Below are 25,375 nucleotides of genomic sequence, written 5' to 3'. Positions count from 1 at the left end.
GTGACGAAGTCCAGAAAACTCAACGCGTCGTCGGGCCTGTGCCGGGGCAAAGTCGCTCACCCTGTCACCTATGTGAAATTCAAGACAGGTGTTTCAAACTGATCGTTGACATCGGCCGCGTTAAGGCCGAAGCCGCAATCGGCCGCGCATGCGCGGCCGTTTTTGCGAGGATTCGAGGAATGAAAAAGAAGGCGGCCGTCGCCAATGCCGGAAACCTGATCATGACGGGCGTCGTGCTGATGCTGCTCGGCGATCTGCTGTTTGCGTTGAACGATGCGATGGGCAAGTGGCTGGTGACGAGCTTTGCCGTCGGTCAGGTGTTGGTGATCCGTTCGGTCGGCGCTTTCATCCTGCTCGGGCCGATGATCCTGCGGCAGGGACCGATGGCGCTCTTCCGCGTCGAGCAGAAGGGCTTGCAGTTCATGCGGGTCGTCATGGCGACCGGCGATGTCGCACTGTTCTACGCCGCCGTCGCCTATCTGCCGCTCGCCGATGTCATGACCTTCTACATGGCCGGACCGATCTACATTGCGGCGCTCTCGCATTTCTTTCTCGGGGAAAAGATCGGCTGGCGCCGCTGGCTCGCCGTTCTGGTCGGTTTTGCCGGCGTCGTCATCGCGTTGCGTCCGTCGACGGCAATGCTGTCGCTTCCCTCCCTCTTCGGCCTCACTGGCAGCTTTTCCTTCGCGCTGTCACTGGTAATGAGCCGCTACCTGCGCTCGACCAGCGACACGACGCTGGTGACATGGCAGACGGTCGCCGCCCTTGCCACCGGCATCGTAATCAGCATCGGCAACTGGCAGCCGGCAACATCGATCGATTGGGCCGGCATGCTGCTGCTCGGCATCGTCGCCACCTGCGCGCATCTGCTGATCACCCGCTCGCTGAAGCTCGCGCCAGCATCGCTGCTGGCGCCGCTGCAATATACGCTGCTGCTCTGGGCAATCGTGCTGGGCTATATCTTCTTCAACGATATTCCCGATATGCAGATCGTCGTCGGCGCCGCAATCATCGTCTTTGCCGGCCTGTTCATCTTCCACCGGAAGAACCTGAAGGAGACGGTGCCGGCGGAGGCCGTCCCCCCGGACGGCCATTGACGAACCGCATCGGCATTCAGGAATGCGTCTTGCCCGTAAGGATCTACTCTTGCTGGCGCTGCTCCGAATGGCACGGACATATCGCCCGGATATATTCGACTGTCGTTTGCTCGTAAGACTCTTGGCTTTGTCCGATGCGGACTGGACAAGCGTCCTCAGTTCAAGACAAATTGTTCGCCATCCCCTCGTCACGGGAGCCGCGTCTCCGGATAAATACGCCTTCTCGGCCCTCGTCACATGACTGGGACACCGAAATCATCGATTGACCTTCAACAAGGATAGGAAGGCGTCATGAGTTTCAACAACAGCCAAAGTGCGTCAAGATATTCAGGCCGCGGACGGCGGCAAGCGCCCCTGCTCGTTCGGATATTGTTTCGGGCTGCAAAGGCTGTCTTCTGTCTAGCGTTTCTGCTGGCGACCATATGGGCCTCTCTCGCGCTATTCTATCGTCTGCCCGTTTCCGTGCTGGTCCGAGAGGTCGCAGCAGGAGTCCTCGCGTTGGTCGGTGTTGCCGCGGCAGTTTCAATAATCTGGAAGCCACGCCCCATGGTTGTCCTTCCGTTCGTCCTATGTTTTGCAGGCATCGCCGTTTGGTGGACCTCAATAAAGCCGCCAGTGACGGCCGACTGGGCGGGAGACGTCGCCAGGCAGGTGACAGGCACGGTCGACGGCAACATCCTCACGCTGACCAATGTCAGAAATTTCGCCTGGAAAACGGATGGCGGTTTTGTGGAGAAATGGGAGTCGCGCACCTACGACCTGAACAAGCTCAGGAGCCTCGATTTGTTCATGTCCTATTGGTCAGGGCCTGAGATGGCGCACATGATCCTGAGTTTCGGGTTCGAAGACTACCAATACCTGGCATGGTCGATCGAGGTGCGGAGGACGGCCGGGGGTAAATTCTCTCCGATCGGCGACCTCTTCAAAAGCAATCCCCTCGTCATTATCGCGGCCACCGAAAGCGACGTCATTCTTGTCCGATCCAACATACGCGGCGAGGACGTTCAGCTTTTTCGCATGCGCGTTCCGCCGGCCAATGCCGCTCGGCTTCTCCTGCAATATGTGAGCGATGCGAACACGCTCGCCGAACACCCGCGCTTCTACAACTCGCTCACCACCAACTGCACCACGACTGCCGCTAAAATGATGCGGGCCGTCGGCGCTACATTTCCGTTTGATTGGCGGCTGATCGTGAACGGTTACCTTCCGGAATTCGCCTATGACCGGAAAGCGCTCGATATGAAGCTGCCTTTTGAGGAATTGAAAGCGGCGGCGCGTATCACCGCACGGGCAAAGGGTGCCGCCGCCTCCGAGGAATTTTCGAAAGAGATCCGCGAGGGTGTGCCTTCACCGGGCGATTGAACAGCGCATCGGCCTGAAACTCCGAATCGATGGCACGATGCCGCCCGAAATGGCTGACACATTCGCCGTCATGGCCTAATCCTCATCCCCGGGCGGCGGCTCCCAGCCGAAGACGCTGCGGCCGCCGAAATCGGCGGATTGGCGGAATTCGCCGGCGATGATCTCCTTGAGATCGGGACCCGTGACATAGCGTTCCATCTGCCGGGATTGATCGTCCAGGCGCTTCAGCGCCTGCAGTTCCTCCTCGCGCCCGAGCCTGCCCTTGCGCACCGCCGATTTCATCACGTCGATCGTTTCGTCATAGACCTTGAGCGGCACCGGGAAGGGATGTCGATCCTTGCCGCCGTGGGCGATGGAGAAGCGTGCCGGGTCAGAAAAACGGCAGGGCGCGCCGTGTATCACTTCCGCCACCATCGCCAGCGCCTTCACCGTGCGGGCGCCGACACCTGGAACGAGGAGCAACTCCTGAAAGTCCACCGGTCCGCGGTCCGCCGCAGCCGCCATATTTCCATGCAGGCGCCGCATGTGGACATCGCTCTCGCGGACATCATGATGAGTGGGCATGACCAAATGCGGCAGCATCGGCTGTTCGGCAGGTTCGGGCGCCGGCTCCTCCGCACGCATCAGCGCGGCCGCCTCACGGATGATCCTGTCGGGGCCGAGCGTTGCCAAGAGGTCGAGCTGACCACGCCGTGAGCGCTCGGCGCGTTTATCGGCGAGATTGACAATTTCGCCCTGACTTCTGCCTTCAATTGCCGCATGCGGCGAGTCGACGAAACTTTCGAGTCCTTCGGAGAGCCAGTGATAACGCCGGGCCTGCCGCCGGTCGCCATTCATGCCCTGCTGCACCACTACCCAATGACCGTCATCGGCGACGATGAAGCCGTGCAGATAGAGGTCGAAGCCGTCCTGCAGCGCGGCGCTGTCGACCTTGGCGATGAGCCGGCTCGTCGTCGCCAGCCCCTCCCCGTCGAGGCCGACGCGCTCGCCGATCGAGACCAGCTCTTGCGGGGTCTTGCGCGAATGCGCGCCTCGGCCGCCGCAGACATGCAGGCCGAGCTCGCCGGCGCGCGGCTTCAGCCCGCGCTTCAACGCACCGAGAACACTTGTCGTAATGCCGGAGGAATGCCAATCCATGCCCATGACCGCGCCGAAGGACTGGAACCAGAAAGGGTGGGCAAGCCGGCGCAGAAATTCGTCGCGGCCGTAGTGATGAACGATCGCCTCGGTGATCAGCGTTCCCAACCGGGTCATCCTGTCGCCGAGCCAATGCGGCACACGTCCCCCGTGAAGGGGAAGATCGGCGCTGCCTGCCCGCTGTGACATCTCGTTTCCTATATCCTCGCTGTTCGACCCGCTGTGCGGCGACGGCCGGGATCGGGAACCCGGTGAATTTCCAGGCGTTTGTTTTCAGTCAAAACGGCCGAGGCAAACATGACCGCATTCGAAACCATTTCCGATCAACCTTACCTGACCCGAACAAAAGCGCAACATCGGGGAGGCGAAAAAGAGGGGAGTGCGGCATTTCGGCTCCAGGGACGCGCGGAAAAAGCCGCCTTTCTAATCAACGGCAACAAATATTTTGCCGAAGTTTCAAGGGCGTTGCGGCAGGCCCGCCGCAATGTGTGGATCATCGGATGGGACTTCCATCCCAATATTCGATTGGAGCCCGAGAAGTCGGACGAAACCTTGGCGGACCTGCTGCACGCGCTGGCGGCGGAAAATCCCGAACTCGAAATACGCATTCTTATTTGGGCGCTCGGGCCGATCTACTCGGACAAATCGATAGATCTACTTCGGAAGAAGAATTTCCCCAAGAATGCCAGGATCGATCTGCGTTTCGATCTTCAGGACGCGTTGCGCGGCTGTCATCATCAGAAACTCGTCTGCATCGACGACGCGGTCGCCTTCATCGGCGGTATAGACATGACGTCGCGGCGATGGGATACCAGGCGCCATCACGCCAAGGACAAGCTGCGGCGCGACCCCGACGGTGCCCCCTACGATCCGCTGCACGACGTGCAGGCGATGGTTACGGGCGATGCCGCCCGGCTGATCGGCGATATCGCCAGGCGGCGCTGGGAAAACGCCACCGGCGAAAAGCATCTGCCACTTGCCGGCAGCCTGTCCTTCGCCTGGCCAGACGATCTCTCGATATCGCTGCAAGACATCCCGGTCGGTTTCGCCCTCACGGAGCCGGAAACCACCTGGCGCACCGGTATCGGCGACGGCATCGCATCGACCCTGGAGATCATCGCCCGAGCGCGGCGTCAACTCTATATCGAGGCGCAATATCTCGCCTCCTTCCGCGTCGCCGACGCCATTGCCGCACGGTTGCAGGAGGAGGACGGGCCCGAGGTGGTCGTCATCTGCACGCGCAGTTCTCACGGGCTGATCGAAAAGCTCGTCATGGGCAGCAATCGCGACCGTGTCATCCGCCGCCTCAAACGCGCCGATCGCGCCAACCGCCTGCGGGTCTGTTACCCCGTCGTGCCCGGGCCGAAAGTGCCAGGGCCTGAGGCGCCCGGGCAGTCGGCGCAGGCAGACAGCGAGGTCGAGGTGCTCATCCATTCGAAATTGATAATCGCCGACGACGAACTGGTCCGCATCGGCTCTTCCAATCTCAACAATCGCTCGGAAGGGCTTGATTCAGAATGCGATCTGCTGTTCGAGGCTGAAACCGGCGAGCATCGCCGCGCGATCGCGGAGCTGTACAATCGGCTTCTCGCGGAATATCTCGGAGCCGCTCCCGAGGCTTTCGCGGCTGCCTACGCGCAACGCGGTTCGATGATCGAGGCGATAGACGCGCTGAACCAGGGGGCTCGCGGCCTCAGGGAATTTGCCGTCGAACTGTCAGGCAAAGTCTCGCCGATCACAGGTACGGCGATCGTCGACCCCAGCCGGCCCTTTCTGCTCCTACACCGACTGGGCCTCGGCGCGCTCCTCCGCCTGTTCGCCCGCACTGCGTGACCGCCGGAAGATGAATTCGCTGACGAGGAGAAGTGTCGTGCCCAGCGTCAGCGGGATGAAGAAATAAGCGCAGCGGAAAGCGATCAGCGCGCCGATCGAGGCCTGCTGCGGCACGGCGTAGGAGACGGTCGCCTCCAGCACGCCGAGGCCGCCGGGGACATGGGTTGCCAGGATCGCCGAATTGGCGAGCACGTAAGCCGTGACGGAGCGTAAGAAGGCAACGTCGCCGAAGGTCGCGAGCATCTGGTGCAGGCAGGCGGACACCAGCATGAAGTTGATCGTCCCAACGCCTACCTGCGCCACCGCGATCGGAAAGCGCGGCAGTTGAAACGACCATCGCCACAGCCGCAGCTTGCCGCGGATGAAGAACGCCAACCCCGCGTAGACGGCCGGCACGGTCAGAGCCAGCAGCCCGAACACCCGGGTGCTTGCCGCATCGAGACGCAGCAGACGTGCCGCGTCAGCGGGATTGACGATCAGGGCAAAGCCGCCGAGCGTGATGAGGCCGAGCCCCACTGTGACACCGCAGAACAGGATGATCTTCGCCACGTCCTCCGTCGTCAGTCCCCAGCGGGAATAATAACGATAGCGGAAGGCGCCGCTACTCAGACCTGCAAAGCCGATATTGTGACCGAGCGAAAGGCTGATGAATGAGGCGAGCAAGACCCTCCGGTAAGGCAGGGATTTGCCAAGGGAACGGATCGCCAGCAGGTCGAAACAGCTGAGGCATAGATAGGATGCCGCCGCGAAGAGCAACGCGGTGGCGAAGGTCTCAAACGGTATGCCGCGGACCGATTGGACGATCTGCTCCAGGCTGTACTGGCGGAAAATCCGATAGAGTAGAAAGCCCGCGACGCAAAGGGCGGCAACGAGCAGTCCATTCCAGATTATGGTTTTCAGATTCATCGATTGTCCGTTTCCGAAGTGCGAGCCCCACGGCTCGATCATTTGGAACGATCAAAAGAGTTCTGTGTTCCCCTGGGGGAGAACGAGTCCCGTCTCTCGAGGGGAGATCAGCTTCAGCGGACCTATGCCGGATAGATCGATCAAACTCCTAACTTATAACGTTCACAGCTGCATCGGCAACGACCGGAAGCTCGACCCCGGGCGGATCGCTTCGGTCATCGCCGAGGCTGAAGCCGACATTGTCGCCCTGCAGGAGGTCGACGTCCTCAGGCGCAGGACCGGCGGCGTCGACCAGGCCCATGCAATCGCTTCCCTTCTAAAGATGCAGGCTCATTTTCACCCTGCGCTGTCAATTGCCGAGGAGCAATATGGCGATGCAATCATCACCGCGTTGCCAACCGGCGCGGTCAAGGCCGGTCCGCTGCCCTCCATCGGCGAAGCGAGGGGCGCATTGTCCGTCGAAATATTGCTCGGCGACAGGAAGTTGCTCGTGGTCAATACTCATCTCGGCCTTCGAGGGCGCGAGCGCATTCGGCAGATGACGACGCTCTTGAATTCCGGCTGGCTGCGCGGTCCGTCGGACGAACCGGTTCCAAGCATTCTCTGCGGCGATTTCAACGCCATTCCGTCATCGGCGACTTACCGGCTTGCCGCGCGCTCATTGACCGACGCCCAGCTCGCAGGCAGCGAGGCGCCGAGAGCGACCTTCCCCTCCCGCTATCCGCTGATGCGTCTCGACCACATCTTCGTCACCGAAGACCTGGTCGTCCAACGGGCAATAGTGCTCCAAAGCCGGCTGACGAGGGTCGCCTCCGACCACCTCCCTCTTCTTGCAGAAATCAGTTTCGCCTGATCATTCGCCAGCGGCGGTGGAGTCTCCGGCAGAAAACGGCATTCAACGTTCACCCATAGCGACATTGAAGCGAATATTTCACGAGTTAGGCGTTATGAAATATTCATTCCGCGATCCCATAGGTGTCGGGACGGAGACGGATAGAGTCGATTCGAGCGGATCGGGACCTTCACTCGAGATCGGCTGTTTCCTGCAGGGGTGGAGGGGTTTGATGCTGGGAAGGCTGTTATCGCGGGTTCGCATCCAGACGCAGGTGATGCTGTTCATCATTCCGTTCATCTTGAGCATCATGGCCGTGGGCGCGACGGGTTTTTATGCATCGAGTCTGCTTCAGGGGCGGATGGATATTTCCAACTCCGTCCTGCAATCCTTGAGCGGCTTTCGCAATCTGTCGGCGGCAATGGCCGAGTTCCTCGCCAATGCCACGCAGGAAAACCGGGAGGCCGTCAACGCCAGGCTTGCCGACCAGCGCAGCCTTTTAAAAATCCGGCATCGAGCGGCTCAGCGCAGATCATAGTGGTCAGCAGGAACTGGAGCAGGTGCTCTCTTCCATTGACCGAATTGCAGCCCGCATGGATTTGCTGTGGCAGCTTCAGGAGAGCAGGGCAGCGCTGCTCACCGATCTTCAGAAAGCCCAGAGCGTCGTCGTATCGTCTCAGACAGATATTGTCGAAGGGACCAAGGCTCTCCAGCGTACCGCCGACCTGCAGGAAGATGAATCCCGCAACACCCTCGCCGACGCACAGCGTATTTCGGACTTCGCGTCCTTCGCCCAATTGCTGAACGACAAGGCCCAGGCCGCAGGCACGATTGCCAGGCCGGATATGGAGCAACTCGCCCGGCAGCAGCGCATCGTGGGAATGGCCCTTGGCGGCGAAGCGCCGGATGCCAAAAAGGCGATCGACGACGCCGTCGCTTCCCTGAAGCCGCTCGTCGAAACCTCTGGCCAGACCGATGAACGCGCAGCCGCGCTTAGCGATAAAACTGGCCAGATCGTCGGCAGCCTGCCCGAATTGCGGGTGGTCGCCACACGGCGGCTGAAGGCCGTGACCGACAAGGCGGCCGAGACAGCCAAAATGGTCGAGCGCGCCAAGACCAGTCAGAGAGATGGTCAGAAGCTGACGACCTCGGCTTACGTGATCCAGATCGTCATGGCGAAGCTGGCGCTGGCCCCGACGGACGCCAATCTCCAGCGGCTTTCGCAGGAGATCACCGCCGTCAGAAAAGGTCTGGACATGCTGGTTTCCAATGCCGGCGGCGTTACACAATTCGACAATCTCAAACCGAAGCTTCTGCCGGCGCTGGACAAGATGCAGAAATCCGCTGCCGACCTCGTCCGCATCAGCGCGCAGCGCCAGGACGAATTCCGTGCCGCCGCCGCCGATGTGGATCGGATGTGGTCCCAGCTGACGGCTTTCGCCGAAATGCAGCGGCAGAACGCGGCCGACGAACGCGATGACGCCAACTCCATGTCGCTTGGAACAACGATCCTCGGCGTGGTGATCGCAATTCTAGCCGGCATCGGTCTGACTGTGACGCTCAATCAGATCACCTCGGCAATGCGGCGACTGGCGGACGGCAGGCTGGAAACGTCGATCGTCGGCGAAAGCCGCGCCGATGAAATCGGCGACATGGCTCGTGCGCTTGGTGTCTTCAAGAACAATGCGATCGCCAAGGTCGAGATTGAGGAGCGCAGCGAGATCGAACGGACGAGGGCCGAGGAGGAAAGGCACCGTAATGATGAGGAGAAACGCGCTGTCGAGCAGCAGATCGATTTTGCTGTGACGGCACTGGCCGAGGGGCTCGGGCGCCTGGCGCGAGGCGACATCTCCCAGACGATCGCGACGCCTTTCTTCGGCCGGCTGGAGCAACTTCGTAACGATTTCAATTCGTCGCTGCTTCGTCTGCAGGAAACGATTGACCAGATTCGCACCAACACGCGGATGATCGAGGGCAATGCCGGTCAGATGGATCTGTCCGCCAGCAACCTCGCGAAGCGCACGGAACAGCAGGCCGTAGGGCTCGAAGAGATCGCCGCCGCCATCGAGGAGATTACAACGACGGTTCGCTCATCAGCGGCCTGCGCCGACGATGCCCGTGAGATTATCACGGATACCAAGAAGACCGCCGATTCTTCATCCGAGGTGGTAGCCAGCGCCATCGAGGCGATGAGCAAGATAGAGGCGGCTTCCAATGAGATCGTGCAGATCATCGGCGTTATCGATGACATCGCCTTTCAGACGAACCTGCTCGCGCTCAATGCCGGCATCGAAGCGGCCCGCGCCGGCGAGGCCGGCAAAGGTTTTGCGGTCGTGGCCCAGGAAGTCCGCGATCTCGCCCAGCGCTCAGCGGAGGCCGGCCAACGGATCAAGCAACTCATCGGACGTTCGCGAGCCGAGATCACCAACGGCGCGCGGGTCGTTCGCGAAACGAGTGAGGTCCTTGAAAGCATTTCCGCAAAAGTGGTCACCGCATCCGAGCAGATGGATGTCATCGCCCGCTCGAGCCGGGAGCAGTACAACGCGCTGCACGAGGTCAATTCTTCCGTCAACAGGATGGACCAGATGACGCAGCAGAATGCCGCCATGGTCGAGGAAACCAGCGCGGCGACGAAGGAACTTGCCGATGAGACCAGAACGCTCCTGCAGCTGATCGACCAGTTCCAGCTGGATCAAACGGAGGCACGCCGGGTTGCCGCTGCATAGAGCATGTCGCGCAAAAGTGTGCAGCGGTTTTGCAATAACGACATGCGTAAGCACAAGGACGCAAAGCGCGGCAGACGAATCCGAAAGATCGCGACGCGCTTTAGGCCCATCCCATCCTACCCTCGCGATGGTCACGACGCGCGGGTGCGTCAGTGATGGCTGTAGAGCGGCGGCGCCACCTCTTCGTCGGCCAGCTCCGGGTAGAGGTACCTGCGCGTGCGGGCGAGTGCCTCCGCCTCCCGGCGGTTCCGCTCCAGCAGCGCGGCAGTAACATCCTTGTACGGTTCGCCCTCCGATAGGGCGACGCGGACAGTTCCGCCCTGCGAGAGGAAGTCGCAGAACGACCGTACCGAGCGAAGACGCGTGGTAATCTCGACGTAGCGATCGTCATGTCCAGCCATGTTCGCCTCCGTTTAAAGCGGTAGGATGTCACGAACACTTCGGCGAGATGATGGCGTCCCTTCATGATTAAGGAACCGGCGCGCGATCTCACGCAGAACCATCTGTGCCTGCCACATCACCGCCGAGCGAGCTTTCTGTTCATTGCCGCGACGGCCAGGGGGAGCGCCGTTGTCGCCACAGTTCCCCAAGGCAGGCGCTTCAAACCCCTGGTGATGACGAAGGCACCCGCCATCGCGCCGGCGAGCTTCAGCCAGGGCTGATCGCCAAGCTGGGCATGGGCGCTGGAATCAGCCCACCGGAGGTTTTCGGTGACAACGGTCGCGGCCTGGCGTCTGATTCCATGAAGACGAGCCTGCAGAATTTCGAGTTCCCACCTCAATTCCTGCAGCCGGCTTTCCAGGATGTGTTCCCCGGAGGTCCGCACCGGTTCTCCCACGTGATCTTCGGTCGGAGCGGACACATCTCTGCCCAATGTGGCAAAGTAGGCGCGGTATTCGGCCTCGCTCGCGAAGCCCTCACGCCGAATGAGATCCGGATTGATGGCTGGTTCCTCTCCATTCGGCATTGAAGCGGCGGCATCGCCTCGGTTATTTTCGGCGCCGAAGGCGGCGGCCTGATCCTTGAACATGTTGCGTCTCCCATTGGTTCCTTTCGGCAGAACGCTCGATGGCTCTAAATGATCCGCGCGCCGATCAGGCTGGCAGCCACCCATATCGCGGACGTCACCGGCACGATGCGCTGAAGCGCTCAGGGCGAAACGCCGCCAGCAGCGGATGGCGGCGGCCCGTGGCGATCTCATCCGCCAACAGCTCGCCGGCAATCAGGCCAAGGGTGGCGCCGCTATGACTAAAGGCGACGAAGTAACCCGGGATCGAGGACAGCTCGCCGAAAACAGGCTCGCCATCGCCAGGAATAGGTTTCGGACCGACCCCATAATCTTCGATCTCAAGGACCGGATTGCCTTCGAGGACTTTCGACGCTTCCCGCAGCAGTCCCTGCAGCGTCGATTGCCTGACATTGTAGCTGCCGTCGGGGTTGACGCCTACCTCTTCCTCCGACCAGGCGGAATCGAGTGCGAAGCCCCCATTGGACATCGGTCGAATGGCAACACGCGGCGTGTTGAGCACGGCCTTCAGCGGGTGGCGGATCGGCTTTGTCCTGACGAGAAGGGCGACAGGCGTTGCATCCTCGATCTGTTGGCCGGCCTCCGCAACGATTGCGGGAACCTCGCTGCCTGCAGCGAGCAGCACGGCGTCGGCGTCGTGGCGCGTGCCGTCCGGTGTGACTACGCAACGGGCACGCCCGTTGCTGACGTCGACCGCCGCGCGTCCGGCATCCGTGATGATCTCGCCGCCCAGCACCTGGAATTCTTCCGAAAGCCTACCAATCAGGGATGGAAGATCGACCCACCCCTCCCCCGGATTGAAGATAGCGCCTTGCGGCGTCACAGCGCTTGGGTCGACGCCGGGCGTTACCGCAGCAATCTTCTCCCGGGTGAGCCATTGTGCGTGATAGCCGAGGTCACGTTCATAGTCGAAGACTTCGGCGATCTCGTTGTTCGCGTCGTCCGCGTCCCAGGTCAGGCCGCCGTCGAAGCGCAACCACGGCGCATCGGGATATCGAGCAGCCAGCGTACGATAGCGGTCAATGCCTGCCAGACGCAGCCGGTGATAGGCATCGGAGCGCTTTCGCGCCGAGTTCAGCCAGGCGAGCGACCGGCCGGAAGCCCCGTTGGCAAGGGGGCCGTCATTGATGAGCATGGTATCAACCCCGAGCCGGGCCAGATGGAGCGCGGTCGAGACGCCGAAAATCCCGCCGCCGATGACAACGACCTTCGAAGGTTTGGTGGAAGCATTCATGTCGGGTACCCTGTTCCTGCTCTTGCTTGATCGAACCGAATTTGCACGCCTTACGGCTGGCGCCTCAGAGAACTTCCGCAAGGAAGCGCTTCAGCCGTTCGCTTCGCGGATTGTCAAAGATCTGCTGCGGCGAGCCGGCTTCGACGATACGGCCCTCATCCATGAAGACCACCTGGTCGGCGACGCGGCGGGCAAACCCCATCTCATGCGTCACGACGGCCATCGTCATGCCCTGACGACCGAGCCTCGCCATCAGGTCGAGCACGCCCTTCACCAATTCAGGGTCAAGCGCGCTCGTCACCTCGTCAAACAGGATGATCTCCGGATCCATGGCCAATGCCCGCGCGATCGCGACGCGCTGCTGCTGCCCGCCGGAGAGGCCTGCCGGCCGGTGATCCCGGCGCGCGGCAAGACCGACATCGGCCAGGCGCGCCTCGGCGACGCGCCGCGCCTCCTGCCTCGGCATCTTCTTGATCTTCGTCAGTGCAAGCATGACGTTTTCGAAAGCGGTGTGGTCGGGAAAGAGGTTGAAGTGCTGGAACACCATGCCGACCCGACGACGGAGCTTTTCCGGCTTCATGGCCAGGATGCTTTCGCCGTCGAGCCGTATGTCGCCACCCTTCGGTTCGACGAGCCTGTTCATGCAACGCAGCAGCGTCGATTTTCCCGAGCCGGAAGGGCCGATGATGCAAGTGACGGTTCCGGCGGCGATATCGAGATCGACACCCTTGAGTACCTCGAGCTCTCCGTAAGCCATACTCACATCTCGGATTTCAAGCGTCCCGCCCTTGAAATGCTGATTATCGCAGCTCGCGACGCCGGTGATGGAGTGGGGGCCCACCGCCGCCGCAAGCTCGGTCACCTCGACCAATCCACTCCCGGGACCGGGACCCCGCCCCTGTTTTCCCAATCGCAGCCTCGCATCGATGTAATTGACGAAGTGGGTCAGCGGCACGGTGATCACGAGGTAGAAAACACCTGCCAGGAGCAGTGGCGACAGGTTGCCGGTTACGACCGCGTGGTCTTGCCCGACGCGGAAAATCTCCCGCTCTGAGGCGAGCAATCCGAGGAAATAAACAAGGCTCGAATCCTTGACGTTGCCGATGAACTGATTGACCAGCGCCGGCAGCACGCGCCGCACACCCTGCGGAATGACGATCAGGCGCATGCCTTGCCCATAGCTCATGCTGAGCGCCCGGCAGGCTTCCATCTGGCCGCGCTCGACGCTTTGGATGCCCGATCGAAAAATTTCGCCGATGTAGGCGCCGGCAATCAGGCTGAGCGCCAGTATTCCGAGCGGGAATGGCGACGGGCCGAAGATATCCCGTCCGATCCGGGCAAAGCCCTGGCCGATGATCAGGATCGTAACGATGGCCGGCAGCCCGCGAAAGATATCGGTATAGATGCGCGCCGGCAGCCGCAGCCAGCGAGACTGAGAGATGCCCATCACGGCAAGAACCATGCCGATGACGACGCCGAGCACGGTCGATGCCGCGGCAAGGATCAGAGTATTTTTCAGGCCGACACTGATCATGCTCGGCAGCACGTCCGCCATCGCGCTCCAATCGAGGAAGCTGCGGCGCAGATTGTCTATCCAGTTCATCGTGATCCCCGTGAGGCCTTGTCGGGCATGCAGCCGCCGAGACTAGGCCGTCCGCCTCGGCGGACGGCCTGGCGCCTCATTTCTTCGGCAGATATTGGTCCGGCATCGGTGAGCCGGGGAACCACTTCTCATAGAGCGTCTTCCAGGTGCCGTCCTGCATCGCGTCGTGAAGGGCACTGTTCAGCGCCGTGCGGAAGGCGTCGTTTCCCTTCCTGATCACGAAGCCCGCCGGCGCATCGAAGGATGGAATGTTGACGGCGACCTTCAGCGCAGGATAGCGTTCGCCATATTGTTTGGCCGCCTCGTAGTCGAGGAAATGCGCATCGATCGTGCCGTTGTTGAGCGCGGCGACGGCGGAATTGTTGTCAGGAAATTTAACGAGATCGGTCTCACCGAAATTCTTGGCGGCGTAGACTTCCTGCAAGGTTCCCTGCACGACACCAAGCCGCTTGCCCTTCAGCCCGGCCGCGTCCTTGATGGCACCGTCCGACGTCAGCACAGAGAGATAACCGGCGAGATAGCCGTCGGAGAAGTCGACGGTCTTCTTGCGGGCTTCGGTGGTTCCGATCGCGGCGACCGCAACGTCGAACCGCTCGTTTGCAACCGATGGCAGGAGGGCGGAAAATTCCTGGCCGGTGAATGTCACCTTGTCTTTCTGAAAGCCGAGCCTAGACACGACGTTGAGAAACAGTTCGATGTCGAAACCGGTGAACTGGCCATCCGCGGTCGCAAATGTATAGGGCTTGGCATCGCCCATCGTGCCGACGCTGATAACGCCAGGCTCGATCAGATTGTAGGGATTGTCGGCCGCTGCTGCGAAACCCACTCCCATCGCCAGAAAGCAAGCCGTGAGGCCGGCTTGCAGAGGCGCAATGACTGCCGGAAGTGATTCAAAAAGTTTCATGTTCGTTCTCCGCTCCGGAAGGAATGCTCTTGTCGGCATTAGCTGTTTATCCGTTGCCGCCGTTTTGCGGCAACACTTTCCTGCAAGGAAACCGGTCTCTATCTAAAAGAGACCGGTCTCACAGCCATTTTGATAACTGTCAATTGACCGCCCGTCAATAACTCTTGTAGTGCTGCGGCATGGAAAATTCCGCTGGCCCGAAACGTTCAGTTACTGTCGCCGACGTCGCGAAGGCGGCACGGGTGTCGAAAGCGACGGCCGCCCGCGTGCTCGGCGGCTACGGTGTCGTTAGCGGTAAGATAAAGGATCAGGTCCTGGCGGCGGCGGCCGCACTCGAATACCGGCCGAACGAACTTGCGCGCAGCATGAGCACCGGCCGGTCCGGCATCATCGGGATCGTCGTCGGCGATATCGAAAACGCCTTCTTCAGTCTGGCGGTACGCGGCATCAGCGATGCGGCTCGGCTCGCCGGCTTCAACGTGATCATTTCCAATTCGGGCGAGAAGCTCGAAGCGGAGAAATCAGCCGTCGACCTCCTGATCGGCAAGCGTGTCGATGGCTTGATCGTGACGCCCGCTCGCTGCGACAGCGTCGACCATCTCCGGCACGTCGGCCGCGCCGGTATGCCGCTGGTCCTCTTCGACCGGAGCATCCCGGAACTCGATGTCGACGCCGTGACCGGCGATGATCGCGAGGCTGCCATCGCCGCCGCCCGGTTTATGGTCGAGGCAGGACACCGACATCTCGCTTACGTTTCGGCCATGGACGCCGAGGACGGCGGACCCACCGATGTCGCCCGCATATCGAATTCTGCCGTGCGTGAACGCGTGGAGGGCTTCGTGAGCGTCCTGACAGAGGCAGGCTTGCCCAACCCCCTTCACTATGTGCGGCTCGGCGCGACGGACCAACCGCAGACGGACGCCGTGATCAGACGCCTGCTCTCGGATTCATCACCGCCAACGGCAATCCTCGCATCAGACAGCCTGGTGGGGCTGCGCGTCTTCAAGTCGCTGCAATCACTCGGCCTCTCAATTCCCGACGACATCTCGATGATTTCCTTCCTGGATGCCGATTGGACAAGCGTTACCGTTCCCCCGATCACAGTCGTTGACCAGCGCGTATACGAGATGGGCAAACTCGCCGGCGAGCGGCTCGTCGCCCGCATCGAACAGATCCCCCTAGCCGTTGAACGGCTGCGGGTCAGCACGAGCCTCGTCATACGCAGCTCGGTCGCAAGGATTGGCCGGTGAGATGCGTCCTGAGCCGGATGTGAGCGACGTCCTAATCGAAAAGTTCACCATGGCCGATCTGCTCCCGCTTGCCCGGCACGTCGCTAATCACGGGATCTTCCGCAGGATCGGGATCTTTTTTATTGGCCTCGGTCAAAAACCGCGCCGCCTCAAGGAATGCGACCGAGATTTCTTCGGTTGCCCATCCGGCTTGATTGGCGGCTGCAATCAGCTCCTCCAAAGCGTCGCGCGCAGCAGCGCTCGCTTCTTCGAACCGCTGAGCGGGAGCCTCGGCTTTTGGCGGTGGAAAGGTCATCGGCGTTCCCTTCATGTCTGACTACCCAGGATGAACGCAGCTCCACTGAAATGGATGCACCACCAACACGATTTAGCGGTGGATGCTCGACTTTCTCGATCAGATGACCGTCCGCAAAAGAAACGGGGAACGCTCCAGCGGACGCTGGGCGAGGATCTTTAGCATCGCCGGACCCTGTATGCCCGTTGTCGTGCGCGAGCGGCCGTCGTGATAGATGACCGTCATAACATGACTGCGAATATCATAGCGTATCTGAGCGATCGTCCGGGTGTGAACCGGAAATACGAATTCGTCGGGCTCGGATATTTGCCCGGATGTTTCCAAAGTCATCGCGATGCCCCAACGATCACAGCGCCCCTGTTCCTCGTCCCCCGTTTCATGCACCCGGTGCCGGAAATCATAAGCGCTAAGCGGCCCAATCAAGCATATATTGCTTCCATGGTCGCGTGACATCGGCGTGACATGCAGTTACGCCTTAGAAAATTGCTTGGAAAACAGTAATTTATGGAAAACGACAGGGAGCCTGTGAAGTCACGCAATCAGTGCAATGTCGTCTGCAGCGCATGGACACGAGCGGCCTGCGGCCAGCGTTCGCTCCTGCGCGCGAGCGACCGGACGGCCTCCTCCACCGCAAGAACCGCGTCCCTCAGCCGCTCGATCTCATAATCGAGTTCATATCGCTCGCCCTCAGCAAGATCATGCCTGTCAAGCAGCCGTCTCGCCGCTTCGATCAAGCGCTCCGCGCGCCGGACAATATCGAGAGCGCTTCGTATAAGGACGTCGAGCATGCATTTTCCCTCCTTGCCTGACAGAGAGTCGGGCAGAATCGGAATGCTGGCAATCCTAAAATCTTGTCAGATCCGCTCGCGCATCCTGTCGTAGAAATCCCTGAGATCTCGTAGGGCTGAGGACTCACGATGGCGTGGTGGGGAGAGCTGACGTGAGGCAAACGTCAACAAACCCGCGACAGCAGCCATGAGGGCAAACGTTGAGAGCGGATAATGCTTCACCAGAGCCTCGGTCTCGCGGACTGCGTTTCGGGCGCCGCCCTTCGCAGAACGCCCGGCACTGATGACCTGTTGCTGTAGCCTATCAACCTGTTGCCGCAGAGCGCCCAATTCAGTGCGCAAATCTTGCTCGGCCTGGCGGGGGACCCCGACAGAGGCGGTGTTGATATCGATGATCGCTTTCGGAACAGGCTCGCCGATCTTGGCTCCCTCGGTGTCGAGCGTCGTCCCAACATTGTTCTTACGGCGCGGCATGATCAGGTCTCCTTCCTAGTCGTCGTCGAGCGAAAAAACCGGTCGGTAGTGGCGCTGGGAAATCAGTAAGCTGCGGTCCGGCTGGATAATATAGATCTCCTCGACTTGCCGCCCCCATTGATCCGTGAAGCTGTGCGGGAACGATGAACCGACCGGCGATTTCGTCAGCTTTGTGCGCGGCTGCCCCTGATAGGTGATGCTGCCCGGAATAGGCTCAAGTCCCGCCGATGTGTAGCTGCCTGCGCTGGTGGTGCAACCCGTCAGCGCGATGGCCAGAACCAGCCCAAGCACAATGCTCCGCCTCATCGTATCCTCCGGCTGCTTCGGCATTCGCCTGTCGCACAAATAACAAGGCGAGGCAGACATTGTTCCAGTACTCGGTGGCGGCAGGCAGGAGTTCCTTTTTCGAACAGGAACACCCGTGCCATGGCGTAGTTCGACCGGCAAAGGAGATGCCATATGGACCATGAAGCACCGATCCGACCAAGGCTCCCGGCCAGGGCTCGCCATGCGTTTGTTCACCCGGGCCACTACCGGACGTTCCAGGACAGCGGCAGGGGCCACCGTCCGAAAGACCATTCTGGATCATATCATGGCTGACGTCATCGAGGTCGATTTCCACCTGGTTTGGTAATATCCAGTTTTCATCCGCACCGCCGAGAGCGAGCAGCAGCGCATAGAAGGTCCGGACGCGGCACTCGACATCCTGAATCATCGCTGGACCAACGTTCGGGGCGGCGGTTATTTCGAAGCGAAGCGGCGCTGCGTCGATGCGCTTCGCCGACGCGGAAGCGCCGAACTGGCGCGCCAACGTTTCATCCAGGCCGCCATTGCCGCGGGTGTCCTTGCCTGAGGCAAAGGAGGCTCGGCACGCCGCTCGAAATAGCTGGTCCGTGCGCTAACGCACCGAAGAAACAAGCCGCTTGGTATCAAACAGGACGGGCATTATCTTGATTAAGTGAAGGCGACAAGCGGCAATCGTGGTGGGCGTTCATGGCGATTTTCTACAGACCGATACTACCGCAGGATTTCAGATGTCTTTCGAAGGCTGTCATGAGCTGGTATCGCCATTTCGGCGTCTCGGTGAGCGAACACGACAGCCAGATCCTGTGCAGCGCCGCCATTCAGCTCTTCAATGACGGCAAGACGGATGTCGACGACCTCGCAGCAGGATTGATCGAGATGTTTCCCGCCCCGGATCTGCTCAAGATCAACGCTCCGACCTCGCAGTCGATCCACTAACGTCTATTCTCCCTTTGCTGCGACGAGACCGGAGCTCCCGCACTGCCGGAGATCCCGCCATCGCGAACTGTGCCACCTAATCTGGGAACAGGGTGCGCTTTACCGCGTTTCCAACGTTCAAAAGGGAGCTGTACTATGGCCAAGACAAAGATTCCGAAGAGGATTGCAGGATACAAGGTACCTAAAGGCATCCGGAAGAATTCTATAGTGAAAACATTACTGGCGAGCTCGACAGGCCGCGATATCTTGGGAAAGGCGCTGATCGCCGGGGCCGGCGCTGCAGCGGCCGTGCTCGTGGAGGATAGCGACGACATTGCCGGCGCCGCAAAATCGGGTGGGCGCAAGGGCGCCAAGACCCTTGGGCTAGTCGGCCGAGCCTTTCACAGCGCAACCGATGCGGCCGTCGGCGTCGTGCGTGACGCCGCCAGTTCGGCGCTCCCGAAGAAAGTCCGGAAACAGGCCGAAGAAAACCCTCGGAAGGGCGTCGCCGTACATTAGATTCGACGCCGCCCCGAAAGCGTTCGAAGCGAAAGCTGGAATCTCTCTTGCGCAAACGCGCTAATAAAGGCGTCCTGTCCCAGGCCAAGGCGGCTGCAGCCGCCAAAGTGCTGGGCAAGCTTGTGCGCAAGCACCCTCTTATCGCCGCTGAACTGGCGCTGGCGGGAACGGCCAGAGGTATCGCGGTCGCGGCCGAGGAAGTGAAGCAGCGCATTCTGCCTCGTCATGATGTCGAGGAAATCGAAGACGACGGTTCGGGGAACAGCTGATCAAGGCGGTGATGAAATCGCATCCGCAGGCCACCAAGAAAGAGATCGTTCGAGCCGCCTTCCATGCTCTTATCGCCCATGCCGGCAGCGAGCCTGAAAAGGCCGGCATCCTCCAGGACTTCGCGATCACCCAGCGCTCCAACGAAGAAGAATGAACCTGCGGAGCCAAAGATACGGCACCCCAAGTATTGATGGCCCGTTGTAACGGACAGCTAAAGCTCGTCGCTGCGACGCTTTACGGCGTGTTTCACAGCCAGCAAATGTCGGCGCCGCTCGATCATGTAGTCAGCATAACCAACGCAGATGTAAAGCAATGTCGGGCCGGCGTAGATGATGAGGAGAGCCAGTGCAACAAGGATGAATGCGGTCGTCATGGTCTGTTTTCCGTCATGTTGATCATGTGAAGCGGTGGACCTGCGACGTTGGCCGATCAGGGTTCCGCCGCCAGGTCTGTCCCTCACTTCTCTCTTGCGTCGTGGGTGTGGTGGCGATCATGCTCGCCGCCGCCGCCGGAAACCTTGCTTCGCGTGCGTCTATCCGGCTCGGCTGCCGGCTTCGGTACCTCGAGCGGCGCCTTGGCGTTTTCGTGGGATGCGCCTGGGCCGCCCTGGCGGATAGTTGACGGGCTCTTCTGCGAGGTAGACATCGATGCCTCCTACCTGTCCTGCTGGTAACCCTGATGGGTAGTGTTGACTTTGGTGTTTCCTTGTTGACCCTTCTTCTCAGGGTTTTCGTTGCCGCTTGCGGTATCCTCCGCCTCGGTCCGCGCCGGCTTGCCGGCTCCCTTGTTGCTGACGTTTTTGGCGGGAATGGGGGGCAATCTGCTGCTCATCACCTTTTCCTCACTTAGGATTCCGATTGGAGCTGTGATCCGCGTATTGCTCAGTTTGGATCGTCTTGCCGTCGAGGCCGCGCTCCTTGGAATGCTGCGTCTTGTCGCGGTTCGAGAGGACCATGTTTTCGGGAAGCTGTTCCCGGTCGAGATCGGTCATCGCGCCGCCGCCGTCGCCCTTTCCCTTCGTGCCAGCACCAATATGTTTCCGGTCGGCATGTGCCATGATTTTCTCCTTCGGTTTATCGAGTCAAACACTCCAGGCCCGCCGAGGTTCCGGGCTCGAATTCAAATCGCCTGCCCGCGTCGAGCTGGTAAGGTGACGCATCCTATGACTTGTCCAGATGCCGGTGCAGTTCGTCCTTGGGAATGAAAATGTCGGTGCTGCCCGGCTCGTGATCAGGATGCGATACCTTCACATCGAGATCGTCAGGAAGCGACAATGCCTGCTTGGCGTTCATGATGCCCAACGGCACCCGGCCTTCCTCGGTCTCTACCGCGACCTCGACAAGTGGTTTTCTGGCTTTCATCTCGGCGATCCTTATCCCTGTCTATTCGAAATCCGCCTGCTCCCTGATCGTTCCCTCGCCGCGTGAATTCGTGGCCTTTCTTCCCGCATCGCCGCCGTAATGCGATGCAGCAGCGGGTTCGACGCCAGCCCCTCCAGCGAAACCGACAGCTTCGGTTTCCAGTTGGGGTAGCTGTCGCTCGTGCCGGGGATGTTGGTGGGGCTTTTCTCGTCGGTCAGGTCGGCAACCCGAACCGCGACGAGAAGCGACGGAGTACGGGCGATGAAGCGGTAGGCGCTGACGGTCAATTCCCTCAAGGTCTCCCGGCTCGCCCTTGCGTTGAGACGGGCCGGCACGTCGATGCCGGCAGCGCGGAGCGCCGTCTTCAGATTTCGTCGCTCGCGTCGGCGGTGCTGACGATGTTTTGCCGTGAGATCGGGCGGCACGATACCATGGTCGCGGCGATCCTGGATGTCGGCGCTGCGCCACCAACCGGCAAGCGTCTGATGGTCGTGCGTCGAAATGCAGGCCAGGCCGAAAACGGGATAGGCATCCGGCGGCTTGAAGCCTTTCCCGTCTTGTTCATAGGAGAGAATGCGATACGAAAGGATCTGCGCCGCCGCGAGCTCGTCAGGCAAATCCGGCGGTATCACTCCCAGCGCTTCACCGATGACGAGGCATCGATGCTCAGCGGAGGTCTCGGCCAGGATCTGTAGAAGCCGATGCTGGGGGTAGCGGACATAGGCGCCGCCATCCGGCCTGCTGCCGAGCGGCACCAGAAAGAGGCGTCGGAGCGCCGGGGCGTGATCGATCCGGATCGCACCGGCATAGCGCATGGCGGCGCTTACCATGCGCCGGTAAGGAGAATTGTCTCCCGCAGCGATCGCGGACGGCAGATATCCGGCGAGATGCCAGTCCTGCCCCTCTACCGCGAATGGATCGGGAGGGCTGCCGATGGTCGCCTTCGAGATATAGACATCCGGCTCGCTCCACATCGCCGATCCGTCGACCGCCTCGCCCACGGCAAGATCGAGATAAAGCCCGATCCGCAGGCCGGCTTCGCGCGCCCGGTCCGCCGCCTGCAGCAACTGCCGGTGGGCGAGCCACTGCAACCACATATGAAAACGGACCTCCTCCGCATGCTCACGTGCGAATTCGGCGACGGCGGCGCTGTCGAAGCGCCGGAAATCGGCCGGCCATCGCTGCCAACCGGCGCCCCTCCCACGCTCCACCATGGAAAGCGAAAGGCATTCGAAAAGCGCGTGTCGCCGCAAGCTGTCGCCGCCCTGCGCGACGAAGACATCGAAATCGACGGGATTGTAGGTTTCATCGGCGGCATCCGCTTGCAGCCAGGCGCGCCAGCGATCCCGCAGAATTCCAAGCTTGACCCTCGCAACTCCGGCATAATCGACGAGGTCGCTTCCGCGAAGTCCCTCCAATTGCCGTTCGAGTTCGGCACTACTGACAAAACCCGGCAATCGGTCGACCGCGATATAGAGCGGGTTGAGATGCTGACGGCTTGAAGGTTCATAGGGGCTGCAGCGATCGGGATCGGCAAGAAATGGTGCGTGAAGCGGATTGAGGCCGATGAAATCGGCGCCAAGCTTTCCCGCCAGGTCGGCCACATCGGACAGATCCTCGAAATCTCCGATGCCCCAGTTGCGCACCGAACGGAGTTCGTAAAGCTGCAGGCTGATACCCCAGACCCGCGTCTTGAGCAGGAAATCCGGCAGAAATGATTTGGGGATCGCCTCATCCGCCGGCCCCGACTGCCGCTGCCGTCGCAGTGGATAGATCTCGGGATGGGTGTTTCCCGATAGCTCGACTCCCAAAGCCGAGAGTATCTTGCGTTTGGTGTCGGCGGAAATTGCCACCTCGTGATCCTCGGGACTGGGCCTGGTTGGGCTGATCCCGTATCGACGGGCGAGCTTGTCGAGCTCGGCAGATTTCATCGTCCGATCGCCTTCATGCCAAGCCCTCACCTTTCGAAATGCTCCAGATCACCGTCCAGGGCGCCAGTTTGCCTCCCTCGCTGCCGCCGAGGCGGAAGATCATCTCGCCTTCGTTGCGCTGCTGGAGAAGCGGCGCCGCTTCGCTGCCGAGATTGGCATCCAGATGAAGCCGCCGATCGCCGGCCAGGGCCCAATCCACCGCAAGCGTTGAACTCGAACGATAGGCCGCGTTTCCACCGCCGGCACCTTTCAGCAGAGGTACGATCCGTTGACGTCGGAGGTCGAGAAGCGTCCTATAGAATTCAAGCATTTCTGATGAGACACTTTTCGACCAGTCGAGCTTGGCGGCCGCAAAGGTCGACGGCGCCGTCGGGTCAAGAAGCTCGTCAGCGTCGAAACCCGGCAGGCGCGAAAGCTCCTCGCGCCTGCCCTTCCTGACCTTCTCGTTCAGATACTCGTCGAAATCGCAAAAAAACGGAAAAGGCTCTCGCGCACCCCATTCCTCACCCATGAACAGCATCGGTATCTCAGGCGCCAGCAGGTAGATCGATGTGACGGCCTTGACGGCATCGGTCGGGCTCGAAGCCATGATCCGGTCCCCCAGCGCCCGATTGCCGATCTGGTCGTGATTCTGGATAAAGGACACGAAGGCGGTGGGCGGCAGGTGGCCGCTCGGCCTGCCTCGGCTTCCTCCACGATACGGCATGTGCTCGCCCTGGAACACGAATCCTTCCGTCAGCGCCCGACCGAGCTTGCCGGTGTCGCCGGCATAATCGGCATAGTAGCCGAAGGTTTCACCCGTGGCAGCAACATGCAGAACATGGTGGATATCGTCGTTCCATTGGGCCGTGAACAACCTCGCCTCGCCGTCTGCGTCACGTTCCAAAAGGTCGCTGTCATTCTCCTCATTTTCCACGATCAGATGAACATGCCGGTCACCGGCCGCAGCCCTGACGCGGCGGGCCAGCGCGTGAAGAAGATGCTCAGAACTGTCGTCCTTGATGGCGTGGACGGCGTCGAAGCGAAAACCGTCGAGCCTGAACTCGCTGATCCAATAGATGGCGTTCTCGATGATGAATTCGCGGATCATCTCAGAGCCGTCGCCGTCGTAATTGATGCCGTGGCCCCAGGGCGTCTTGTGATGATCGGTAAAGAGCGGCGCGTAGGAGGGGACATAGTTCCCGTCGGGTCCGAAGTGGTTGTAGACTGCGTCCAGGAAGACAGAAATGCCACGTTCGTGCGCCGCATCCACCAGCGCCATAAGATCTTCCGGCCGGCCGTAACTGCTGTCGGGCGCGTAGGGAAGCACGCCGTCATAGCCCCAGTTGTAGCGACCCGGGAAGTCGCTGAGCGGCATGATCTGCAGCGCCATGACGCCCAGCTGCCGCAGATGGTCGAGACGCTCGATCGCGGCCTTGAAAGTCCCCTGGGGTGTGAAACAGCCGACGTGCAGTTCGTAGATGACCATCTCCTCCCAGGGCCGGCCGGTCCATTCGCGCGTGCTCCAGCGATATGCAGCAAGGTCGACCACTTCGCTCGGACCATGCACATCCTGCGGTTGGAAGCGCGAGGCAGGATCGGGAATTTCGAGTCCATCCGGCAGGATAAAGCGATACTGCGTACCAGGGCCGGCATCCGCGACCGTGCACCGATGCCAGCCGTCTTCAGCCGCTTGCATCGGACGCGGATCGGTGCTTTCGATTTTCAATGAAACGCTTTCATGCAGGGGAGCCCACAGGCGAAATAGGACGCCATCTTCGGTGAACGCGGGGCCGAACATCGTTTTGGTCAAAGGAAAGCCTTCGGTGACGTGAGATGGGTTTGAGTAACTTTTGTCAGGGCAAAAAGTTTCGCCTGGGGTGGAGCGCAGCAAGCGAGCGAGACCTGATCAGCGGGCGGCGCAAGTCCGAATTTAGCCGCGACGTCATCTCGTTGATCGTGAAGGATTCACGCGGACGAAAGACTAGCTTTTCGTATTCCGTTTGCAACGCGGTTGTGATTCAACCATGCGGGGTAAAGGCCGCGATTTCAGCACCAAACCAGTCCCAAATATGATATGCGCGTTATGTCGCGGATTAATCGAGTGTGGATGCAAAGATGACAGCAGCGCCTCACGCCTTCAGCTTTGTATCAATTTTGCTTGCAGTCGGGCTGTATACGCCTGCACTACCAGAGAGCTTTTCTATAAAGTCGCTCGATTCCGTCGCTACTAGCTGTCCAGGTTTTGGAAAAACTTCATCAGACGCGTCGCTCGTCATGCAATGCGATGGAAACAAACGGACGTTGATGATTGCCAAGAGCTTAAATTTTGACGGCGCTTCGTATATTAGAAATCCAGACATCTACGCAAAGGAAATATTGCTGGACGTTGGTAAAACTATAAATGAAGAATTAAACATCAAAAATCGACACTTAATATTCTGCAATCCGTCTGTAGATACTCTCGGAAGATGCAAAACAGTCTATCTCCTGGGCGGCGCCAGGAGTTTTGAGGAGGCAGCTTTGGCCATCAATCCAAAGGACAGTAAAATTGACAGCTTTTCGTATTTTCTGATCCTCTCCTGGGAGCGAGGCAATTAAGAAATGGAACTGATCCTGCTCCAAC

Annotated in this window: 30 protein-coding genes and 1 pseudogene; 12 read left to right on the top strand and 19 right to left on the bottom strand. The window is 60.4% G+C overall.

Annotated elements, in window-relative coordinates; translation table 11 throughout:
* The first annotated feature begins 179 nt into the window (after positions 1 to 179).
* The gene (locus HJC04_RS25420) at positions 180 to 1,097 is read left to right on the top strand and encodes a DMT family transporter (protein WP_221147404.1); all 918 of its coding nucleotides are present in this window, start codon (positions 180 to 182) and stop codon (positions 1,095 to 1,097) included.
* Between the two features lie 546 nt (positions 1,098 to 1,643).
* On the top strand, positions 1,644 to 2,459 hold the full coding sequence (locus HJC04_RS25415; protein ID WP_311044471.1) for a DUF4105 domain-containing protein: 816 nt from the start codon (positions 1,644 to 1,646) through the stop codon (positions 2,457 to 2,459).
* Positions 2,460 to 2,534: 75 nt separating this feature from the next.
* Here the strand turns inward: HJC04_RS25415 and HJC04_RS25410 are convergent, their stop codons facing one another.
* Positions 2,535 to 3,785 carry a DUF763 domain-containing protein gene (locus HJC04_RS25410; protein WP_221147402.1) on the bottom strand — a complete coding sequence of 417 codons (1,251 nt, stop codon included), beginning with the start codon at positions 3,783 to 3,785 and terminating at the stop codon, positions 2,535 to 2,537.
* 108 nt (positions 3,786 to 3,893) lie between these two features.
* On the opposite strand from HJC04_RS25410, the gene HJC04_RS25405 reads away from it, so the two are divergent.
* Positions 3,894 to 5,429, top strand: a complete 1,536-nt coding sequence (locus HJC04_RS25405; protein WP_221147401.1) for a phospholipase D-like domain-containing protein — start codon at positions 3,894 to 3,896, stop codon at positions 5,427 to 5,429.
* On the opposite strand, the gene HJC04_RS25400 is transcribed toward HJC04_RS25405, so the two are convergent.
* On the bottom strand, positions 5,376 to 6,335 hold the full coding sequence (locus tag HJC04_RS25400; protein WP_221147400.1) for a lysylphosphatidylglycerol synthase domain-containing protein: 960 nt from the start codon (positions 6,333 to 6,335) through the stop codon (positions 5,376 to 5,378). The two genes, HJC04_RS25405 and HJC04_RS25400, sit on opposite strands and share 54 nt — an antisense overlap.
* 124 nt (positions 6,336 to 6,459) lie before the next feature.
* Between HJC04_RS25400 and HJC04_RS25395 the strand changes: the two genes are divergently transcribed.
* Both HJC04_RS25395 and HJC04_RS25390 read left to right on the top strand, forming a co-directional pair.
* A complete protein-coding gene (locus HJC04_RS25395; RefSeq protein ID WP_221147399.1) occupies positions 6,460 to 7,188 on the top strand; it encodes an endonuclease/exonuclease/phosphatase family protein in 729 nt (242 codons plus the stop codon).
* Positions 7,189 to 7,399: 211 nt separating this feature from the next.
* Positions 7,400 to 9,893: pseudogene (locus tag HJC04_RS25390) on the top strand (methyl-accepting chemotaxis protein).
* A 149-nt stretch (positions 9,894 to 10,042) separates the two neighbouring features.
* On the opposite strand, the gene HJC04_RS25385 reads toward HJC04_RS25390, so the two are convergent.
* The 5 genes from HJC04_RS25385 to HJC04_RS25365 form a co-directional block, all read right to left on the bottom strand.
* The gene (locus tag HJC04_RS25385) at positions 10,043 to 10,294 is read right to left on the bottom strand and encodes a hypothetical protein (RefSeq protein WP_210631863.1); all 252 of its coding nucleotides are present in this window, start codon (positions 10,292 to 10,294) and stop codon (positions 10,043 to 10,045) included.
* 116 nt (positions 10,295 to 10,410) lie between these two features.
* Complete coding sequence (locus HJC04_RS25380) at positions 10,411 to 10,923, bottom strand: hypothetical protein (RefSeq protein ID WP_210631862.1); 513 nt, start codon at positions 10,921 to 10,923, stop codon at positions 10,411 to 10,413.
* Between the two features lie 94 nt (positions 10,924 to 11,017).
* A complete protein-coding gene (locus tag HJC04_RS25375) occupies positions 11,018 to 12,154 on the bottom strand; it encodes an FAD-binding oxidoreductase (protein ID WP_221147398.1) in 1,137 nt (378 codons plus the stop codon).
* Positions 12,155 to 12,218: 64 nt separating this feature from the next.
* Positions 12,219 to 13,757: an amino acid ABC transporter permease/ATP-binding protein gene (locus HJC04_RS32125; protein ID WP_221147397.1), complete on the bottom strand. Its 1,539-nt coding sequence runs from the start codon at positions 13,755 to 13,757 to the stop codon at positions 12,219 to 12,221.
* Positions 13,758 to 13,833: 76 nt separating this feature from the next.
* Positions 13,834 to 14,661 (bottom strand): ABC transporter substrate-binding protein, encoded by an 828-nt coding sequence (locus tag HJC04_RS25365; protein ID WP_210631859.1) that lies wholly within the window; start codon positions 14,659 to 14,661, stop codon positions 13,834 to 13,836.
* A gap of 179 nt (positions 14,662 to 14,840) precedes the next feature.
* On the opposite strand from HJC04_RS25365, the gene HJC04_RS25360 reads away from it, so the two are divergent.
* Positions 14,841 to 15,911 (top strand): LacI family DNA-binding transcriptional regulator, encoded by a 1,071-nt coding sequence (locus tag HJC04_RS25360; protein ID WP_210631858.1) that lies wholly within the window; start codon positions 14,841 to 14,843, stop codon positions 15,909 to 15,911.
* Positions 15,912 to 15,942: 31 nt separating this feature from the next.
* Here HJC04_RS25360 and HJC04_RS25355 read toward each other — a convergent pair whose 3' ends face one another.
* The 5 genes from HJC04_RS25355 to HJC04_RS25335 form a co-directional block, all read right to left on the bottom strand.
* Positions 15,943 to 16,206 (bottom strand): hypothetical protein, encoded by a 264-nt coding sequence (locus HJC04_RS25355; protein WP_210632202.1) that lies wholly within the window; start codon positions 16,204 to 16,206, stop codon positions 15,943 to 15,945.
* A gap of 99 nt (positions 16,207 to 16,305) precedes the next feature.
* The gene (locus HJC04_RS25350) at positions 16,306 to 16,536 is read right to left on the bottom strand and encodes a hypothetical protein (protein ID WP_210632201.1); all 231 of its coding nucleotides are present in this window, start codon (positions 16,534 to 16,536) and stop codon (positions 16,306 to 16,308) included.
* 209 nt (positions 16,537 to 16,745) lie between these two features.
* Positions 16,746 to 16,994: a hypothetical protein gene (locus HJC04_RS25345; protein ID WP_210631857.1), complete on the bottom strand. Its 249-nt coding sequence runs from the start codon at positions 16,992 to 16,994 to the stop codon at positions 16,746 to 16,748.
* Between the two features lie 66 nt (positions 16,995 to 17,060).
* Entirely contained in the window at positions 17,061 to 17,468 is a 408-nt protein-coding gene (locus tag HJC04_RS25340; RefSeq protein WP_221102841.1) for a hypothetical protein, read from the bottom strand.
* Positions 17,469 to 17,483: 15 nt separating this feature from the next.
* On the bottom strand, positions 17,484 to 17,774 hold the full coding sequence (locus HJC04_RS25335) for a hypothetical protein (RefSeq protein WP_210631854.1): 291 nt from the start codon (positions 17,772 to 17,774) through the stop codon (positions 17,484 to 17,486).
* Positions 17,775 to 18,114: 340 nt separating this feature from the next.
* On the opposite strand from HJC04_RS25335, the gene HJC04_RS25330 reads away from it, so the two are divergent.
* From HJC04_RS25330 to HJC04_RS25310, 5 genes are all read left to right on the top strand, one after another.
* Positions 18,115 to 18,321 (top strand): DUF982 domain-containing protein, encoded by a 207-nt coding sequence (locus tag HJC04_RS25330; RefSeq protein WP_247241779.1) that lies wholly within the window; start codon positions 18,115 to 18,117, stop codon positions 18,319 to 18,321.
* Between the two features lie 200 nt (positions 18,322 to 18,521).
* The gene (locus HJC04_RS25325; RefSeq protein ID WP_184491010.1) at positions 18,522 to 18,710 is read left to right on the top strand and encodes a hypothetical protein; all 189 of its coding nucleotides are present in this window, start codon (positions 18,522 to 18,524) and stop codon (positions 18,708 to 18,710) included.
* A 207-nt stretch (positions 18,711 to 18,917) separates the two neighbouring features.
* A complete protein-coding gene (locus tag HJC04_RS25320; protein ID WP_247241766.1) occupies positions 18,918 to 19,208 on the top strand; it encodes a hypothetical protein in 291 nt (96 codons plus the stop codon).
* A 47-nt stretch (positions 19,209 to 19,255) separates the two neighbouring features.
* Positions 19,256 to 19,477: a hypothetical protein gene (locus tag HJC04_RS25315; protein WP_210631852.1), complete on the top strand. Its 222-nt coding sequence runs from the start codon at positions 19,256 to 19,258 to the stop codon at positions 19,475 to 19,477.
* Positions 19,478 to 19,488: 11 nt separating this feature from the next.
* Positions 19,489 to 19,632, top strand: coding sequence for a hypothetical protein (locus HJC04_RS25310; RefSeq protein ID WP_210631851.1), 144 nt, complete (start codon positions 19,489 to 19,491; stop codon positions 19,630 to 19,632).
* A 57-nt stretch (positions 19,633 to 19,689) separates the two neighbouring features.
* On the opposite strand, the gene HJC04_RS25305 is transcribed toward HJC04_RS25310, so the two are convergent.
* From HJC04_RS25305 to treZ, 7 genes are all read right to left on the bottom strand, one after another.
* A complete protein-coding gene (locus HJC04_RS25305) occupies positions 19,690 to 19,851 on the bottom strand; it encodes a hypothetical protein (protein ID WP_210631850.1) in 162 nt (53 codons plus the stop codon).
* Between the two features lie 83 nt (positions 19,852 to 19,934).
* Positions 19,935 to 20,123, bottom strand: coding sequence for a hypothetical protein (locus HJC04_RS25300; RefSeq protein ID WP_210631849.1), 189 nt, complete (start codon positions 20,121 to 20,123; stop codon positions 19,935 to 19,937).
* Positions 20,124 to 20,132: 9 nt separating this feature from the next.
* A complete protein-coding gene (locus HJC04_RS25295; protein ID WP_210631848.1) occupies positions 20,133 to 20,309 on the bottom strand; it encodes a hypothetical protein in 177 nt (58 codons plus the stop codon).
* A 10-nt stretch (positions 20,310 to 20,319) separates the two neighbouring features.
* Positions 20,320 to 20,535: a hypothetical protein gene (locus tag HJC04_RS25290; protein WP_210631847.1), complete on the bottom strand. Its 216-nt coding sequence runs from the start codon at positions 20,533 to 20,535 to the stop codon at positions 20,320 to 20,322.
* Positions 20,536 to 20,638: 103 nt separating this feature from the next.
* The gene (locus HJC04_RS25285) at positions 20,639 to 20,839 is read right to left on the bottom strand and encodes a hypothetical protein (protein ID WP_210631846.1); all 201 of its coding nucleotides are present in this window, start codon (positions 20,837 to 20,839) and stop codon (positions 20,639 to 20,641) included.
* 11 nt (positions 20,840 to 20,850) lie between these two features.
* Complete coding sequence (malQ, locus tag HJC04_RS25280) at positions 20,851 to 22,770, bottom strand: 4-alpha-glucanotransferase (RefSeq protein WP_221147396.1); 1,920 nt, start codon at positions 22,768 to 22,770, stop codon at positions 20,851 to 20,853.
* Positions 22,771 to 22,783: 13 nt separating this feature from the next.
* Positions 22,784 to 24,562 carry a malto-oligosyltrehalose trehalohydrolase gene (gene treZ, locus HJC04_RS25275; protein WP_221147395.1) on the bottom strand — a complete coding sequence of 593 codons (1,779 nt, stop codon included), beginning with the start codon at positions 24,560 to 24,562 and terminating at the stop codon, positions 22,784 to 22,786.
* 305 nt (positions 24,563 to 24,867) lie between these two features.
* On the opposite strand from treZ, the gene HJC04_RS25270 reads away from it, so the two are divergent.
* The gene (locus HJC04_RS25270) at positions 24,868 to 25,350 is read left to right on the top strand and encodes a hypothetical protein (protein ID WP_221147394.1); all 483 of its coding nucleotides are present in this window, start codon (positions 24,868 to 24,870) and stop codon (positions 25,348 to 25,350) included.
* Positions 25,351 to 25,375 lie beyond the last annotated feature (25 nt).

The organism is Rhizobium sp. NLR8a, assembly GCF_019685235.1.
In the GTDB taxonomy this organism is placed as follows: domain Bacteria; phylum Pseudomonadota; class Alphaproteobacteria; order Rhizobiales; family Rhizobiaceae; genus Rhizobium.
This window is presented reverse-complemented; position numbering and strand designations above follow the sequence as displayed.